Annotated in this window: 15 protein-coding genes and 1 tRNA gene; 9 read left to right on the forward strand and 7 right to left on the reverse strand. The window is 64.9% G+C overall.

Annotated features, from left to right (window positions below):
- Positions 1-101 precede the first annotated feature (101 nt).
- Positions 102-2,702 (forward strand): alpha-glucan family phosphorylase, encoded by a 2,601-nt coding sequence (glgP, locus tag G4D79_RS15950; RefSeq protein ID WP_030537902.1) that lies wholly within the window; start codon positions 102-104, stop codon positions 2,700-2,702.
- A gap of 68 nt (positions 2,703-2,770) precedes the next feature.
- Here the strand turns inward: glgP and G4D79_RS15955 are convergent, their stop codons facing one another.
- From G4D79_RS15955 to G4D79_RS15965, 3 genes are read right to left on the reverse strand one after another with little or no spacing between them, the layout of a single operon-like run.
- A complete protein-coding gene (locus G4D79_RS15955) occupies positions 2,771-4,819 on the reverse strand; it encodes an ATP-dependent DNA helicase (protein ID WP_099698632.1) in 2,049 nt (682 codons plus the stop codon).
- A gap of 9 nt (positions 4,820-4,828) precedes the next feature.
- Positions 4,829-5,476, reverse strand: a complete 648-nt coding sequence (locus G4D79_RS15960) for a nicotinamidase (RefSeq protein WP_042446164.1) — start codon at positions 5,474-5,476, stop codon at positions 4,829-4,831.
- Positions 5,473-6,813, reverse strand: a complete 1,341-nt coding sequence (locus tag G4D79_RS15965; protein ID WP_180279675.1) for a nicotinate phosphoribosyltransferase — start codon at positions 6,811-6,813, stop codon at positions 5,473-5,475. The genes G4D79_RS15960 and G4D79_RS15965 overlap by 4 nt, the downstream gene beginning before the upstream one ends.
- Positions 6,814-6,934: 121 nt before the next feature.
- Between G4D79_RS15965 and clpS the strand changes: the two genes are divergently transcribed.
- From clpS to rdgB, 7 genes are all read left to right on the forward strand, one after another.
- The gene (gene clpS / locus G4D79_RS15970; protein ID WP_037132099.1) at positions 6,935-7,246 is read left to right on the forward strand and encodes an ATP-dependent Clp protease adapter ClpS; all 312 of its coding nucleotides are present in this window, start codon (positions 6,935-6,937) and stop codon (positions 7,244-7,246) included.
- A 56-nt stretch (positions 7,247-7,302) separates the two neighbouring features.
- Positions 7,303-7,893 (forward strand): DUF2017 domain-containing protein, encoded by a 591-nt coding sequence (locus tag G4D79_RS15975; protein WP_003945318.1) that lies wholly within the window; start codon positions 7,303-7,305, stop codon positions 7,891-7,893.
- Positions 7,890-8,957, forward strand: a complete 1,068-nt coding sequence (locus tag G4D79_RS15980) for a P1 family peptidase (RefSeq protein ID WP_003945309.1) — start codon at positions 7,890-7,892, stop codon at positions 8,955-8,957. Before G4D79_RS15975 ends, G4D79_RS15980 begins: the two co-directional genes overlap by 4 nt.
- Before the next feature lie 92 nt (positions 8,958-9,049).
- Positions 9,050-9,709: a rhomboid family intramembrane serine protease gene (locus G4D79_RS15985; protein ID WP_007733273.1), complete on the forward strand. Its 660-nt coding sequence runs from the start codon at positions 9,050-9,052 to the stop codon at positions 9,707-9,709.
- A 97-nt stretch (positions 9,710-9,806) separates the two neighbouring features.
- Positions 9,807-10,565, forward strand: a complete 759-nt coding sequence (locus G4D79_RS15990) for a cyclic nucleotide-degrading phosphodiesterase (protein WP_007733274.1) — start codon at positions 9,807-9,809, stop codon at positions 10,563-10,565.
- A gap of 52 nt (positions 10,566-10,617) precedes the next feature.
- On the forward strand, positions 10,618-11,403 hold the full coding sequence (gene rph / locus G4D79_RS15995) for a ribonuclease PH (RefSeq protein WP_003945332.1): 786 nt from the start codon (positions 10,618-10,620) through the stop codon (positions 11,401-11,403).
- A gap of 3 nt (positions 11,404-11,406) precedes the next feature.
- Positions 11,407-12,015: an RdgB/HAM1 family non-canonical purine NTP pyrophosphatase gene (gene rdgB / locus G4D79_RS16000; protein WP_003945370.1), complete on the forward strand. Its 609-nt coding sequence runs from the start codon at positions 11,407-11,409 to the stop codon at positions 12,013-12,015.
- A 62-nt stretch (positions 12,016-12,077) separates the two neighbouring features.
- Here rdgB and G4D79_RS16005 read toward each other — a convergent pair whose 3' ends face one another.
- Together G4D79_RS16005 and G4D79_RS16010 are read right to left on the reverse strand one after the other, a co-directional pair.
- Entirely contained in the window at positions 12,078-12,458 is a 381-nt protein-coding gene (locus G4D79_RS16005) for a DUF3817 domain-containing protein (RefSeq protein ID WP_003945334.1), read from the reverse strand.
- Positions 12,455-12,862, reverse strand: coding sequence for a hypothetical protein (locus tag G4D79_RS16010; RefSeq protein ID WP_020970031.1), 408 nt, complete (start codon positions 12,860-12,862; stop codon positions 12,455-12,457). The genes G4D79_RS16005 and G4D79_RS16010 overlap by 4 nt, the downstream gene beginning before the upstream one ends.
- A gap of 282 nt (positions 12,863-13,144) precedes the next feature.
- Here G4D79_RS16010 and G4D79_RS16015 point away from each other — a divergent pair, with 282 nt between their 5' ends.
- Positions 13,145-13,864, forward strand: coding sequence for an aspartate/glutamate racemase family protein (locus G4D79_RS16015; protein ID WP_099698634.1), 720 nt, complete (start codon positions 13,145-13,147; stop codon positions 13,862-13,864).
- A gap of 59 nt (positions 13,865-13,923) precedes the next feature.
- Here the strand turns inward: G4D79_RS16015 and G4D79_RS16020 are convergent.
- Positions 13,924-14,005, reverse strand: a tRNA-Leu gene (locus G4D79_RS16020).
- A gap of 73 nt (positions 14,006-14,078) precedes the next feature.
- The gene (locus tag G4D79_RS16025; RefSeq protein ID WP_064689267.1) at positions 14,079-14,795 is read right to left on the reverse strand and encodes a hypothetical protein; all 717 of its coding nucleotides are present in this window, start codon (positions 14,793-14,795) and stop codon (positions 14,079-14,081) included.
- Between the last annotated feature and the right edge of the window lie 74 nt (positions 14,796-14,869).

The raw sequence follows: 14,869 nt of genomic DNA on the forward strand, positions 1-14,869 counted from the left end.
GAGTGCTGATAACGACGAATTCGGGTCTGTCGGTGGTCAGGTCGGCTCGGGCGTTCGGTTCCACCGGACAGAGTGCGAGGAACTCGACTAGGGTTCGCGGGGTGAAAGCCTTGCGTCGGTTCACTGTCCGAGCCCACCTTCCGGAGCGCCTCGCCGCGCTCGGCCCCCTGTCCACCAACCTTCGGTGGTCGTGGCATCCCGAGACACAGGATCTGTTCTCGCGACTCGACCCCGAACTCTGGCAAGCAGTCCAGTTCGATCCGGTCCGCATGCTCGGGGAAGTCGACCCCACCCGTCTCGACGAACTCAGCAGTGACGAGGCATTTCTCGGTGACCTCGACACTGCAGCAGCCGATCTCGATGCTTATCTGAGCACCCCGCGCTGGTACCAATCCCAGCAGGCCAAGGGCACATCGTTAGCCGGCGGAATTGCGTACTTCTCCATGGAGTTCGGAGTCAGCGAAGTTCTGCCCAACTACTCCGGTGGATTGGGCATCCTGGCGGGCGATCACCTCAAGGCCGCGTCCGACCTCGGGCTGCCGCTCATCGGCGTCGGACTGCTCTACCGATCCGGCTACTTCCGCCAGTCGCTGACCGCCGACGGTTGGCAGGCCGAGCACTACCCGCCGCACGACCCTCAAGGGTTGCCTCTTCGTTTGCTGACGGACGCAGGCCCGGCTTCCGAAGACGGATCGCCGGTCGTCATTCACGTCGCCATGCCCGGTGGCCGGGTGCTGCGCGCGCGAGTGTGGATCGCTCAGGTCGGACGAGTGCCGTTGCTGCTGCTCGATTCCGACATCGCCGAGAACGACGCGGATCTGCGCGGCGTCACGGACCGTCTCTACGGCGGGGACCAGGATCACCGCATCAAGCAGGAGATCCTCGCGGGTATCGGCGGCGTCCGCGCGGTGCGCGCCTACACCGCGGCGTACGGATTGCCCGATCCCGAGGTGTTCCACATGAACGAGGGGCATGCCGGATTCCTCGGCATCGAACGGATTCGGGAACTTGTCACCACCAGCGGTCTGGACTTCGATTCGGCTCTGGCCGCGGTCCGTGCCGGAACGGTCTTCACGACGCACACTCCGGTTCCCGCCGGAATCGACCGCTTCCCGGCGGATCTGGTCCGTCACTACTTCGGCGGAGCGAACGGCGAGAACGAATCGAGTCTGCTTCCCGGCCTGACCGTCGACCGCATCGTCGGGATGGGGCGTGAAGCCGATCCGTCGATCTTCAACATGGCGCACATGGGTCTTCGCCTGGGCCAGCGAGCCAACGGCGTCTCGAAGTTGCACGGCATCGTCAGCCGCGACATGTTCAACGGTCTCTGGCCGGGCTTCGACGCCGACGAGGTGCCGATCGGTTCGGTCACCAACGGTGTTCACGCGCCGACGTGGGCGGCGCCGGAGTGGATGGACGTGGCCAGGCGGATCGTCGGTCAGGAGCAACTCGAAGAAGCACGCGGGTGGGAGCGCCTGCACGAGTTGTCGGCAACCGAACTGTGGGAAACACGTAATGCGTTGCGCGGCAAGTTGGTCGACGAAGTTCGTCGTCGCGTCCGAGCGTCCTGGCTCGAACGCGGCGCGACCGAGGCCGAACTCGGCTGGACCACTGGAGTATTCGATCCCAACGTCTTGACAGTCGGATTCGCGAGGCGCGTTCCGACGTACAAGCGGTTGACGCTGATGCTGCGTGATCCCGAGCGTCTGCGTGCGATGTTGCTCGACGAGAAACGTCCGGTGCAGTTGGTGGTGGCCGGCAAGTCGCACCCCGCCGACGACGGCGGTAAGGCACTCATCCAGCAGGTCGTGCGGTTCGCCGACGAAGCGGATGTGCGTCACCGCATCGTCTTCCTGCCTGATTACGACATGTCGATGGCCCGCTACCTGTACTGGGGCTGCGACGTGTGGCTCAACAACCCGCTTCGCCCACTCGAGGCGTGCGGTACTTCCGGCATGAAATCCGCGCTCAACGGCGGCCTCAACCTCTCCATTCGCGACGGATGGTGGGACGAGATGTACGACGGCGAGAACGGGTGGGCCATTCCGACGGCCGACGGTGTTCTCGACGACGTGCGGCGTGACGATCTGGAAGCCAGCGCCCTCTACGAACTTCTCGAGCACGCGGTACTGCCGACGTTCTACGACCGTGATGCAGCCGATCTGCCGACGCGCTGGGTCGAGAGGGTTCGCCACACCCTCGAGAATCTGGGCCCGAAGGTGTTGGCATCACGCATGGTTCGTGACTACGCCGTCGACTACTACGCCCCTTCGGCGGAATCAGCTCGAGCGGTAGTGGCGGACGATTTTGCCGGCGCGCGTGAGGTGGCCGAGTTCCGTCGCCGTATCGAGTCGCAGTGGCCGTCGGTCGCCGTCGAGCAGGTTGACGGTTCCGGCCTGCCGGACACCCCGGAGATCGGTGCGACCATCTCTTTGAAAGCCAAGGTCCGCCTCGGCGGCTTGTCGGTCTCGGATGTGGAGGTTCAGGCAGTCCTGGGACGCGTCAGCCCAGGCGAGGAACTCACCGACGTGGTGACGTTCCCGATGACACATTTCGGAACCGAGGACGGAGCCGAGATCTTCGAAGCCGAGGTTGCGCTTCCGGTCTCCGGCTCCGTGGGTTACACCGTGCGGGTGTTGCCGCATCACCGGTTGTTGGTCGATGCGTCCGAACTCGGGTTGGTGACCACTCCGAGCGTCTGACGTATTGCATTCTGCCCCGGTCCGTTCGGTCGGCACCGGGGCAGAATTGTGCCCGCGTGAGAACCGGCTCAGGGACGTGAGTCGCGGATGCGGGTGAGCGCCTTGCGGACGACTTCGGGGTTGGTCGTCTCCCAGAACGGAGGCAGCGATGCGCGAAGGTAACCCGCGTATCTCGCTGTGGCCAGACGCGGATCGAGCACGGCCACCACGCCCTTGTCGTCGGTGCTACGAAGCAGACGGCCGACGCCCTGTGCCAGGAGCAGCGCCGCGTGATTGGCCGAGACGCTGAGAAAGCCGTTACCGCCATGGGATTCGATAGCCTGCTGGCGAGCCATCAACAGTGGGTCGTCCGGGCGCGGGAACGGAATCCGGTCCAATATGACGAGGCTCAGTGACGGACCCGGAACATCGACGCCCTGCCACAGGGACAACGTGCCGAACAGTGACGTGGGTTCGTCCTTGGCGAAGGCCTTGACGAGGGTGCCGGTGGCGTCGTCGCCCTGGCACAGGATGGGGGTGTCGAGGCGTTCGCGCATCGCCTCCGACGCGGCTTTGGCGGCGCGCATCGACGAGAACAGGCCGAGGGTGCGTCCGCCCGCAGCCTCGACGAGTTCGGCGATCTCGTCGAGATAGACAGGGGAGAGGCCGTCGCGGCCGGGAGTGGGCAGGTGGCGGGCAATGTAGATGATGCCGGACTTTGCATGGTCGAAGGGCGACCCGACGTCGAGTGAGTTCCAGCGGAAAGCCGAAGCGTCAGAAGGTGCTTCGGTGCCGATGGCGGTACCCGAGTCGGGGCGCGCGGACGATTCCGCAGGAAGACCCCAGTTGACGGCGAGACCGTCGAACGATCCGCCGACGGTCAGTGTCGCGGAAGTGAGAACGACGGTGGATTCGGCGAACAGTCGCGAGCGCAGCAATCCGCCGACCGAGAGCGGAGCCATCCGGACGGAGCGCCGCACCGATCCGCGGAACTCGTCCGAGGACAGCCAGACGACGTCCTTGCGCTTGGCCGGGTCGGGTTCGTCGAAAGCGGTGAGAATACGCACGGCACTGTCGTGGACGTCGTCGACGGACGAGAGTGCGGCGTTGCGGGCCGCAGCGGCTTCGGGATCTGCAGCAGCCATACCCGGTTTGGCCGGACCGATAGCGGTGCGCAGCGACCAGGCCGCGTCGCGGATCGCAGCCAGTGCGGGTGCCGCCCCGTCCGGGAGGCCTTCCCAGCGACCTGGGCGCAATTCCTCGAGGAGTCCAGCCCACCCCTCGCCGGCAGCTTCGAGGCGATCGGCATCCTGCTCTTCGGCGATCTTGCCGCAACGCCGGGCCGCGGCACTGATCGAGGCGGCAGTGAGATCGGCCGTGGCGACGCCGGTGACGCGGTCGACCAACTCGTGGGCCTCGTCGATCACCACGACGTCGTGGTCAGGCAGGATCTGGATGCCGGTGATGGCGTCGATCGCGAGCAGTGCGTGGTTGGTGACCACTACGTCGGCCTTCGACGCCTCGACTCGGGCGCGCTCGGCGAAGCAGTCCTCACCGACCGGGCACTGGTTCTTACCGATGCATTCGCGGGAGGTGACACTGACCTGCCGCCACGCCTGATCGGATACGCCCGGCACCAATTCGTCCCGATCACCGGTTTCGGTGTCTGAGGACCATTCGGTGAGGCGGACGACCTCCCGGCCGAGACGCGAGACCGTGAACGGATCGAACAACTCGTCCTCGGGTGGCTGCTCGGACGCGCCGGTATGGATCTTGTTCATGCACAGGTAGTTGTTGCGGCCCTTGAGGATTGCGAACTCTGCGCGTCGGCCGAGTGGCTTCTTCAGGGCATCGGCGAGTCGAGGCAGATCTCGGTCGACGAGCTGACGCTGCAGCGCGATGGTGGCGGTGGACACGACCACGGTGCGTCCCGATTCGACCGCGTGGCGCAGGCTCGGAACGAGGTAGGCGAGCGACTTACCGGTACCGGTGCCGGCCTGGACGGCCAGATGCTCGCCGGTGTCGATCGAGTGCGCCACGGCGGACGCCATCGTCAGCTGACTGGTTCGTTCGGCACCGCCGAGCGACCGCACCGCTGTCTGGAGCAGTTCGGGAACGTTCGGGAGTTGATCGGCCACCCACGAAGGTTAATGGATCCCTACGTCAGAAACGTCCACGGATGATTCCCGGGGTGGTTCCCCGGCATTCGAGTCTTCTTGCGACGAGGCCTCGTCTCGCCCGATCAGCTGCACTCCCGCCTCCCGCATCTGCACCAATGCCGACTCGATCGTGGCGGTCGACACACCAGCGGTGAAGGGGAGAAGGACAGTCGTGGCGAACCCCGCGCGCGCGGCATCGACGGCCGTGGCCTTGACACAGTGATCGGTGGCAATGCCGATCACGTCGACGTCGGTGATCTCGTGGGCGCGGAGCCAGTCCTCGAGCGTCGTTCCGTCCTCGGCTGCTCCTTCGAAACCGGAGTAGGCCGCGCTGTAGGCGCCCTTGGAGAAGATCGCCGACCCGGCGACGGAAGCGTCGAACGCCGGATGGAACTCGGCGCCGGCTGTCCCGACGACGCAGTGAACCGGCCAGCTGTCGATGAAGTCGGGATTCTCGGAGAAGTGCGCCCCAGGGTCGATGTGGAAATCGCGAGTCGCGACTACGGCGTCGTACTCGTGGGAGTTGACGAAATCGTTGACGGCTCCCGCAACCGCAGCACCGCCGTCGACTGCAAGAGCTCCACCTTCACAGAAATCGTTCTGAACGTCGACAATTATCAGTGCTTTTGCACTCACTGGTGCTCACCTCCGGTGAATCGAACGGGCACAGCCGAGTCTCCGCGCGAGAGCTTGAGGCCTTCCCACGGCAGGCTCACGAGCCCTGCCTTCAGAACCGCTCTGCTCTCTTCGAGCGTCGGCGCGCTGTCGACGACCTTGCCTTCGCGAACCAGCGGGATCAGCAGTTCGGTCGCGCCGTCCGCCTCGGAGACAGGTGACGGTGATCCGGCGGGGTAGATGACTTCTTCGACGATCGTTCCGGTCGGACGCACTACGCGCAGTGCCTTCTTTGCGCCGCCGCGAGATGCCTTGTTGGTGCTTCTCTTCTCGACCGCGATTCCGTCGACCTCGACAAGTTTGTAGACCATGCCGGCGGTGGGGGCGCCTGATCCGGTGACCAGGGAAGTGCCGACGCCGTACGAGTCGACGGGTTCGGCGCGCAGAGCCGCGATCGCGTACTCGTCCAGGTCGCCGGAGACGACGATGCGTGTTTTGGTAGCACCGAGATCGTCGAGTTGTTGGCGTACCTGACGAGCAAGAACGCCGAGATCGCCGGAGTCGATGCGAACCCCGCCCAGCTCGGGACCGGCAACGGCGACAGCCGTTTTCACACCCTCGGTGATGTCGTAGGTATCGACGAGCAACGTGGTGGATACGCCGAGTGCCGCGACCTGACCGCGGAATGCCGCTGCCTCGTCCGGACCGTCTTCGGTGGTGTGCAGGAGAGTGAAGGCGTGCGCGCTGGTACCTGCACTGGGTACGTCGTGACGCCGCGCGGCTTCGAGGTTGGAGGTGGCGTCGAAGCCGGCGAGATACGCGGCACGTGAAGCGGCGACGGCGGCCTGTTCGTGTGTACGACGCGAGCCCATCTCGATCATCCGTCGACCGCCCGCTGCGCTCACCATGCGGGCTGCGGCCGAAGCGATCGCGCTGTCGTGGTTGAGGATCGAGAGAATCAAGGTTTCGAGGATGACGCACTCGGCGAACGTTCCGCGGACCGAGAGGATCGGTGAGCCGGGGAAGTAGAAATCGCCCTCGCGGTAGCCGTCGATGTCACCGGAGAATCGATAGTTGCGCAGCCACTCGACGGTCGTGTCGTCGAGAAATCTTGCAACGATCGCCAGTTCCGGTTCACCGAACCGGAACTGCTCGAGTGCGTCGAGAAGGCGTTCGGTACCGGCGACGACGCCGTAGCGACGACCGTCTGGCAGCCGCCGTGCAAATACCTCGAAACTGCAGTTGCGGAAGGCAGATCCGTCGGCGAGAGCCGCCGAGAGCATGGTCAGTTCGTACTGATCGGTGAGCAGTGCGGTGCTGGCACCGGCGTCGCGGATGTCGGAAATTTGCGTAGGCACGCACACAACTCTATGCGCGAGACGACGTGGGTGGGTGTTGTCGCCTCTCGTCGCGCCGTACCCTGGATACATGGTTTTCGGCGGCGCGACCGTGTCCGGCACTTACTCGGCGAACGTAACGATGAGAGGCGCTACGGCTTCCTCTCCTCAAGCCACGCCCGAGCAGTCGGAGGCTGTTTCGACCATCGAAGCCGCAGATCGGCCCTGGGTGACCATCGTCTGGGACGACCCGGTCAATCTCATGCATTACGTGACTTACGTGTTCCAGAAGTTGTTCGGCTACAGCAAAGCCAAGGCCACCGACTTGATGATGCAGGTCCATTCGGAGGGCAAGGCCGTGGTCTCGAGCGGTTCGCGCGACAAGATGGAGGCCGATGTTCGTCGCCTCCACGCTGCCGGTCTCTGGGCCACGATGCAACGCGACGACACCTGAGAAAAGCACTTTTTCGACCGATTTGTTCGCCTAACTCGTAGACGGGAGTCCGACGCGTGCGGACGTGGAGTAGGAAGAGTTCACTCGGCGGAGTGAAGTTCAAGTCCGAGATGGACGGCCACGAGGCGGCGGTTCTGCGCTCGCTCGTGGAGTCGGTGACCGGGCTTCTCGACGAGCGTGCGTCTTCGGCGCCGCAAGACGAGCTCGCCGCCCTGACGGGCCTTCGTACCGGAAATTCGGAGACACCCGACAATCCGGTATTGGCGCGTTTGCTTCCCGACTTCCAGCGCACCGATCCGGACAAGGTCGCTCCGGACAGTGACGATCTCGACGACGCCGGTGCCAATGTCAACGGCGCGCTGCGCAGTTTGCACGAGCCCGAGATCATCGATGCCAAGCGTGAGTCCGCTCGCATGTTGTTGGCTTCGCTTCCAGAGGCCGGCGGCAAGGTCGTTCTCACGCAGGAACAGGCCGACGCCTGGCTGTCCTCGCTCAACGACGTCCGTCTCGCGCTCGGAACCAATCTCGGCATCGACGCCGACACCCCGGAGAGCCTCGAACCCGACGACCCGCGAGCCCCGCATCTCGACGTCTATCACTGGTTGACGTGGATGCAGGACTCCCTCGTCCAGGCGCTCATGCCATGACCACAACGCGGACCGGGCCCACTGATTCACTGACAGATGTCGCCGGCCTCGCCGTCGGTCATCACCACAAGCTCGACGAGGGAGCCACTCTCGGAAGCGGCGCAGCCACCGGCTGCACGGTCGTGCTCGCGTCGGCCGGTGTGGTCGCCGGAGTCGACGTCCGGGGCGGCGGTCCGGGTACCCGCGAGACCGATCTGCTCGACCCGAGCCATTCGGTCCAGCAGGTCAATGCCGTGCTGTTGACCGGCGGTAGTGCCTACGGACTTGCCGCGGCCGACGGAGTGATGCGCTGGCTCGAGGAACACGATCACGGGATCGCGATGGGCGCTCCCGGCCAGGTGGTACCGATCGTGCCCGGCGCCGTGATCTTCGATCTGCCGGTGGGGGACTGGACCGTTCGTCCGACCGGCGATTTCGGATTCCTCGCTGCCGACACTGCTTCGCGCGAATTCGCCACGGGCACGGTCGGCGCGGGGGTAGGTGCCAGAGCCGGAGCGCTCAAGGGTGGGGTGGGAACGGCCAGCGTCGTGATCGCCGACGGCCCCGCCGAGGGGACGACGGTCTCCGCCTTGATCGTGGCGAATCCGGTGGGTTCGGTCTTCGACCCCAGAACAGGCCTGCCGTGGGGCGTCGGCTCGGACGGCGCGGAGTCGTTCGGCCTCAGGCTCCCCGACGCGTCCGAACTCGCGGCGGCCAATGCCGTTGCAGCCAAGGGGACTGTCCTCAACACCACGATCGGTGTGGTCGCCACTGACGCCGCCTTGACGAAGGCCGGGTGCCGACGCGTCGCCGTCGCAGGTCATGACGGCCTGGCCCGAGCGATTCGGCCCGCACATTCGCCGCTCGACGGCGACACGATCTTTGCGCTCGCCACCGGTGATCACACTCCGAATTCGGAGATCACGGTTCCGGACGCTTTCCCGAACGATCTGCCGATACTCGACGCGGTGTGCGCGGCTTCGGCCCAGGTGGTCGAACGTGCGATCGTCACAGCGATTCTCGACGCCACGTCGGTAGCCGGAATCCCGAGTTACCGCGAACTCTTCCCGTCCGCATTTCTCTAGGCAGCACTCCTGGAATCGGCGGTAATCTCGAATTGAGCCTGGTCGCGAGTGACCGGATCAGAAAACCGGATCGACGGTGGAGGACGCACACGATGACGATGGATTTCAACAGTCCGGACTTCGGCACCCGGACGCCGGCACCGAAATCCGGTCCGCCCTCGGTGTGGAAGCAGTCGGCCGTGTTGGTGGGCGGCTTCGCGATCCTGCTCTACGTGATCGAGATCGTGGATGTCATCTCCGGTCAGAATGTCCAAAACGCCGGCGTCACCCCGCGCACGCTCGACGGCCTGTGGGGAATCCTGTTCGCCCCGGTGCTGCACGACGACTGGGGTCATCTGATCGCCAACACCATTCCGGTGCTGATCCTCGGATACCTCGTGCTGGTGTCGGGAATTGCGCGGGGACTCGCGGCGACCGGCATCATCTGGGTGATCGGCGGCGTCGGGACCTGGTTGTTCGCCGGCTCGAACTCGAATCACGTCGGTGCGTCCGTGCTGATCTTCGGCTGGGTCACCTACCTGCTGGTGCGCGGGTTCTTCACGCGGAGCTTCACACAGATCCTGATCGGCGTTGCCGTCTTCGTCGTGTACGGCGGAGTGCTGTGGGGCGTTCTGCCGAGCGATCCACGGGTTTCCTGGCAAGGGCATCTGTTCGGAGCGATCGGCGGCGTGGTTGCCGCCTGGGCGCTCACGTCGGGGGAGAGGGCTAAGCGTGCCGGGTCGGCGCCGGCCGTTCGACCACCGAGTTTCTGAACGGACGTGGGTCACACCCTCACTGCGGTGTGACTTCGACGCGCCAAAACCACCAAGAGCTTTTTCCCAGACGGGTAGACGTGGCAGCATGACCGGTATGCGCATGACCGTCCTGGGGTGTTCCGGCAGCGTCACGGGTCCGGATTCACCGGCTTCGGGATACCTGCTCACGGCACCGGGAACTCCGCCGCTCGTGATCGACTTCGGCCCGGGAGTTCTTGGGGCGTTGCAGCGATACGCCGATCCGGGCGAGGTGACGATCCTGCTTTCGCACCTTCATGCGGACCACTGTCTCGACATGCCCGGCCTGCTCGTCTGGCGTCGCTATCACCCCAACCCGCCGGTCGGCCGTGCTCTGGTTTACGGCCCCACCGACACCGCGTGCCGCATCGGAGTGTCCTCCGCCGAGTGCGCCGGCGAGATGGACGACATCTCCGACACCATCGACGTCCGGCTCTGGGCCGAGAACGAGCCGGTGACGTTCGGTGAACTGAGCGTCGTCGCCCGCCGGATGAATCATCCACCCGAGGCTTACGGTTTCCGGATCACCGGCGCCGACGGCCGCGTCCTCGTCTATACAGGCGACACCGGAATGTGCGACAACGTCGTCGAACTCGCGCGTGGTGCAGACGTGTTGCTCTCCGAAGCGTCGTGGACCGACAGTCCGGATCGCCCCGAGGGAGTTCACCTCTCCGGTAAGGAAGCCGGCCGTGTGGCTGCGCTCGCCGGCGTCAAGGAACTTCTCCTCACGCACATCCCGCCGTGGACATCGCGTGAAGACGTGATCGCCGAAGCGAAATCCGAATTCTCCGGACCGGTCCATGCCGTCTCCGCCGGAAGTGTCTACGACATCTGATTCCCCTCACATTCGGTGCAGCGCTCACCGGGCGACCGCTAGGCTCACGAAGGTGACTACACGAGAAGACGGTAGGGCGGACGACGAGCTCCGCACGGTCAAGATCACCCGCGGGTTCACCAGTCACCCGGCCGGATCCGTTCTGGTCGAGTTCGGGAACACTCGCGTCATGTGCACGGCCAGCGTCGAAGAGGGTGTACCCCGCTGGCGCAAGGGCTCCGGCTTGGGTTGGCTTACAGCCGAATACGCGATGCTTCCCGCCGCCACGCACACACGCAGTGGCCGCGAATCGGTCAAGGGCAAGGTCGGCGGCCGCACGCAGGAGATCAGTCGACTCATCGGCCGATCACTTCGAGCGTGCATCGATCTCGCGGCGATCGGTGAGAACACCATCGCCCTCGACTGTGATGTCCTCCAAGCCGACGGTGGCACTCGCACCGCGGCAGTGACGGGGGCATACGTGGCCCTGGTCGACGCCGTGACGTACCTGCGCGCAGCCGACCTGCTCTCCGACCCACAGCCCATCTCGTGTGGCATAGCGGCCGTCAGCGTCGGCGTCGTGGACGGACGAGTGCGTCTCGACCTTCCGTACGAAGAGGATTCGCGTGCCGAGGTCGACATGAATGTCGTGGCCACCGACACCGGCACGCTGGTGGAAATTCAGGGAACCGGTGAGGGCGCCACCTTCCCACGCTCGACGCTGGACAAGCTGCTCGACTCCGCTCTGGCTGGTTGTGAGCAACTTTTCGAGATCCAGCGTCAGGCGTTGGCCGAGCCGTATCCCGGGGTGCTACCCGAACCGAAGAATCCGGAACCCAAGAAGAAGTTCGGTGCATGAGCTGTGAGCGTACGAGTACTGGTTGCCAGCCGAAATGCCAAGAAACTGAAGGAACTTCACCGGGTACTCGACGCCGCCGGAGTGAGCGGAATCGAACTGGTCGGGCTCGACGAGGTCCCGCCGTTCCCCGAAGCCCCCGAGACCGGAGCGACGTTCGAGGAGAATGCGCTCGCCAAAGCGCGTGACGGAGCAGCTGCAACCGGAATGCCCTGCATCGCAGACGATTCCGGTGTCGAGATCGACGCACTCAACGGTATGCCCGGCGTGCTGTCCGCGCGATGGTCGGGCACTCACGGAAACGACGGCGCCAACACGGCTCTGGTCCTGGCTCAGCTGGGAGACGTGCCAGACGAGCGTCGAGGCGCGGCGTTCGTCTCCGCCTGTGCACTGGTGATCCCCGGCGGCGACGAGACCGTCGTGCGCGGCGAATGGCGCGGGGTGATCGGCCGCGAACCAGCCGGCGACGGCGGCTTCGGATACGACCCCATCTTCCGTCCGGACGGCGACACCCGCTCGGCCGCAGAACTCACCCCGGCCGAGAAGGATGCGGCGTCACATCGAGGGCGCGCGCTCGTACAGCTCGTTCCCGCGCTGGCGGCACTGGCCGGCTGAACCGAATCCGAAAAGTGGAGCCCTGAACGCGTCTGCGTTCAGGGCTCCACTTTTTGAAACTCTCAGAGCTGGTAAGCCTGCTTCACCTGGGCAGTTCGCTTGTGCTCGAACACGAACGACAGGAACGGGATCGTGCCGGCGAGCGCGGTGGCAACCGTCGTACCGGGCTTCCACCGAGCCTTGATCGCCAAGTCGATCGTGAACACGAGGTAGAGCATGTAGAACAGGCCGTGGATCTGGCCGATGTAGAACAACCACGAGGGTGCGTCCGCCGAATTGTCGAGAATCAGGTACTTGTAGACCATCTCACCGGTCAGGAACAGCAGCCAGAGGCCGGTGATCCAGGCGAGAACGCGGTATCGGACCAGCGCCGACGCAACCTTCTTCTGCTTTTCTGCGTTGACTGCGGGGGTAGCGATGCTCGCTTCCGAACCGGTACTCACGTCGTGCTCCTATCGGACTCGCGAGCGGCGAGCTGCGCAAGGTAGTCGTTGTATTCCAGCATTTGGCGGGCTTCAGGGTCGTCGACGTCGAGGTTCACATCGTCGAACTCGGCCCGCGGGCGTTGCGGCAAGAGGTCGGCGGGAATCTCACGCGGCTCCGCGGCGGCTTCCTCGGCTTCGGCCTCTTCGGGGTCCACGTCTTCGAGCTGAACGAACTTGCGATACGCGTACACGACAAACGCCGCGAACAGCGGCCACTGGAACGCGTACCCGAGATTCTGTCCCGAGCCTCCGACGGCTTCGAAGCGCTCCCACTGCCACCAGCCGAGCGCGAGGCAGCCGGCAGCTGACACGATGACCAGCAGAATCAGCGCAGGTCGGCGTTTAGTAGCGTTCTTGGACACACTAAGACGGTACCTGAGAGCTATAGTGCCTCGCCCTGCGATCTCCGACACGGTGTCGTAGAAGCCGTGCCACGGCGTGTCGTAGAAGCCGTGCCACGGCGTGTCGTAGAAGCCGTGCCACGGCGTGTCGTAGAAGCCGTGCCACGGCGTGTCGTAGAGGCCGTCCCGCAGCACCTGTGCGCTATGCCCATCCTCACCCGCAACGCCAGGGCACTGAACACATTCTCCCGGCTGTGCTGCATCGATAACCTCGGCGCGTATCCGAAAGCAGGGGAGTGTTTCATGCACATCAGAGTGATTCGCCCGGTCATCGACACCACACTGACTCCGGCGGTGACAGCCGAGGTGGAGCACTGGGCGGCGCCCGGCACGACGGTCGACGTCGTTTCGCTGCCTACCGGTACGGCGAGCATCGAGTCCGAGTACGACGAGGCACTTGCCGGCCCCGGGATAGTGCAGAGGGTCGAGGAAGCGGCTGCCGACGGCGTGGACGGTGTGTTCATCACGTGTTTCGCCGATCCCGGAGTGCATGCCGCCCGAGAGGTCATCGACGCTCCGGTGGTCGGCGGCTTCGAGCCGTCATTTCTGACAGCGATGAGTCTGGGCGATCGCGTCGGTGTCGTGACCATCCTGCCGAATGTCGTGCCGATGCTCCGATCGCTCACTCGGCGGTATGGACTCGATAGTCGGCTGGGCAGTATTCGAGTCGTGGACATGCCGGTGCTGGGCCTCACCGATCGGGAGGAACTGATCGATCGACTGGCCGCACAGGCGTCTACGGCAGTGGAGAACGGTGACGCCGACTCCGTCGTTCTCGGTTGCACCGGCATGCTCGGTGTGACCGCCGCAGTCCGAGACAGGCTGCATGGCAAAGGGATTCATGTTCCGGTTGTGGACCCGACGGCAGCGGCGATCACATGGTTGGAGAGCTCGGTCCGTCTGGGGCTGACACCGAGTCGGACGACGTACATGACTCCACCGGTCAAGGATCGAAAGCGCTGACCTTGCTCACGAGAACCGAAAAAGCCCCGCCGGATCAGATCCGGCGGGGCTCTTCGTTGTGCGCGAGGGGGGACTTGAACCCCCACGTCCTGAGACACTGGAACCTAAATCCAGCGCGTCTGCCAATTCCGCCACTCGCGCGCGGAATTCAAAGGATACGCGAGTGGAATCGCTCGCGGGCACACCACCCTGGTCGGGATGCGCCCGCCCGCTCTCAGGCCGTTTCGGCGAGTGGATCCGCTGCGGGCGGCATGGTGGATTTCTTCGATCGGCGAGGTTGCTCGGCCGTGCGTTGATACCGCCACGCAGCGTGGGTGAGTGTCCGAACATCGACATCGAGATGTTCGGCAACCGCAACGAGCAACTCGGCTGCGTCGGTGCTCGACAACAATTTCTCGCTACTGCTTGCTTCGGTGGCGAACCGTGCAAGCAGGTCGATCGAAGTTACCGTCAACCTCCCGGACAGGAACATCAGTGTCTCGAAGGTCCTGGGGCCGAGGCCTGGAACGGAGACGACTGCCGAACGGAGGCCTTCGGTGTCCTCGACGTCGGCACCGCACCGGCAACCGGCGTCGGCGAGCGCTTTGGCCGCACGAGCCGCGCCTTCGGCTTTGGTGAAGTAGTTGCCCGGCACGCGCTGGCGATTGCCGAGAATCGTTGCGAGCTCGTCGCCACGGTCGGTGAAGGCGGCGAGAGCGGGCAAGCTGTCGAGGCGATCGTCGGCGGCTACCGAGCGGTGTGTGCGCCAACGGTCGACGACGGCGCGGACTCCGGTCTTCGGTGTTCCATAGGCGGCGCGCGACGAGAAGATCGCATCGAGAAGGGCGGCTTCGGACTCGCGCGGCCATCCCTGATTCCAATGCGGCCACGCCTCGCGCGGAAGCTCGGCGCCGATGAATTCGGCCGCTCTGACTACGTCTGTGTCTTTCATGATTTCTCCCCCCGAGAAGTTGTCCGGTGTGGACGCGCTGAACGTAGCGAGGGGGTCCGACAGATTGTGGCCCG

It is taken from the genome of Rhodococcus sp. WY5 (genome assembly GCF_018588185.1).
Taxonomy (GTDB): domain Bacteria; phylum Actinomycetota; class Actinomycetes; order Mycobacteriales; family Mycobacteriaceae; genus Rhodococcus_F; species Rhodococcus_F qingshengii.

Bases quoted from the DNA above. Each gene is read 5' to 3' on its own strand.
- clpS (WP_037132099.1), top strand. From the start codon at position 6,935: ATGAGAGGCGCTACGGCTTCCTCTCCTCAAGCCACGCCCGAGCAGTCG.
- G4D79_RS15980 (WP_003945309.1), top strand. From the start codon at position 7,890: ATGACCACAACGCGGACCGGGCCCACTGATTCACTGACAGATGTCGCC.
- G4D79_RS15985 (WP_007733273.1), top strand. From the start codon at position 9,050: ATGACGATGGATTTCAACAGTCCGGACTTCGGCACCCGGACGCCGGCA.
- G4D79_RS15990 (WP_007733274.1), top strand. From the start codon at position 9,807: ATGCGCATGACCGTCCTGGGGTGTTCCGGCAGCGTCACGGGTCCGGAT.
- G4D79_RS16015 (WP_099698634.1), top strand. From the start codon at position 13,145: ATGCACATCAGAGTGATTCGCCCGGTCATCGACACCACACTGACTCCG.
- G4D79_RS16025 (WP_064689267.1), bottom strand. From the start codon at position 14,795: ATGAAAGACACAGACGTAGTCAGAGCGGCCGAATTCATCGGCGCCGAG.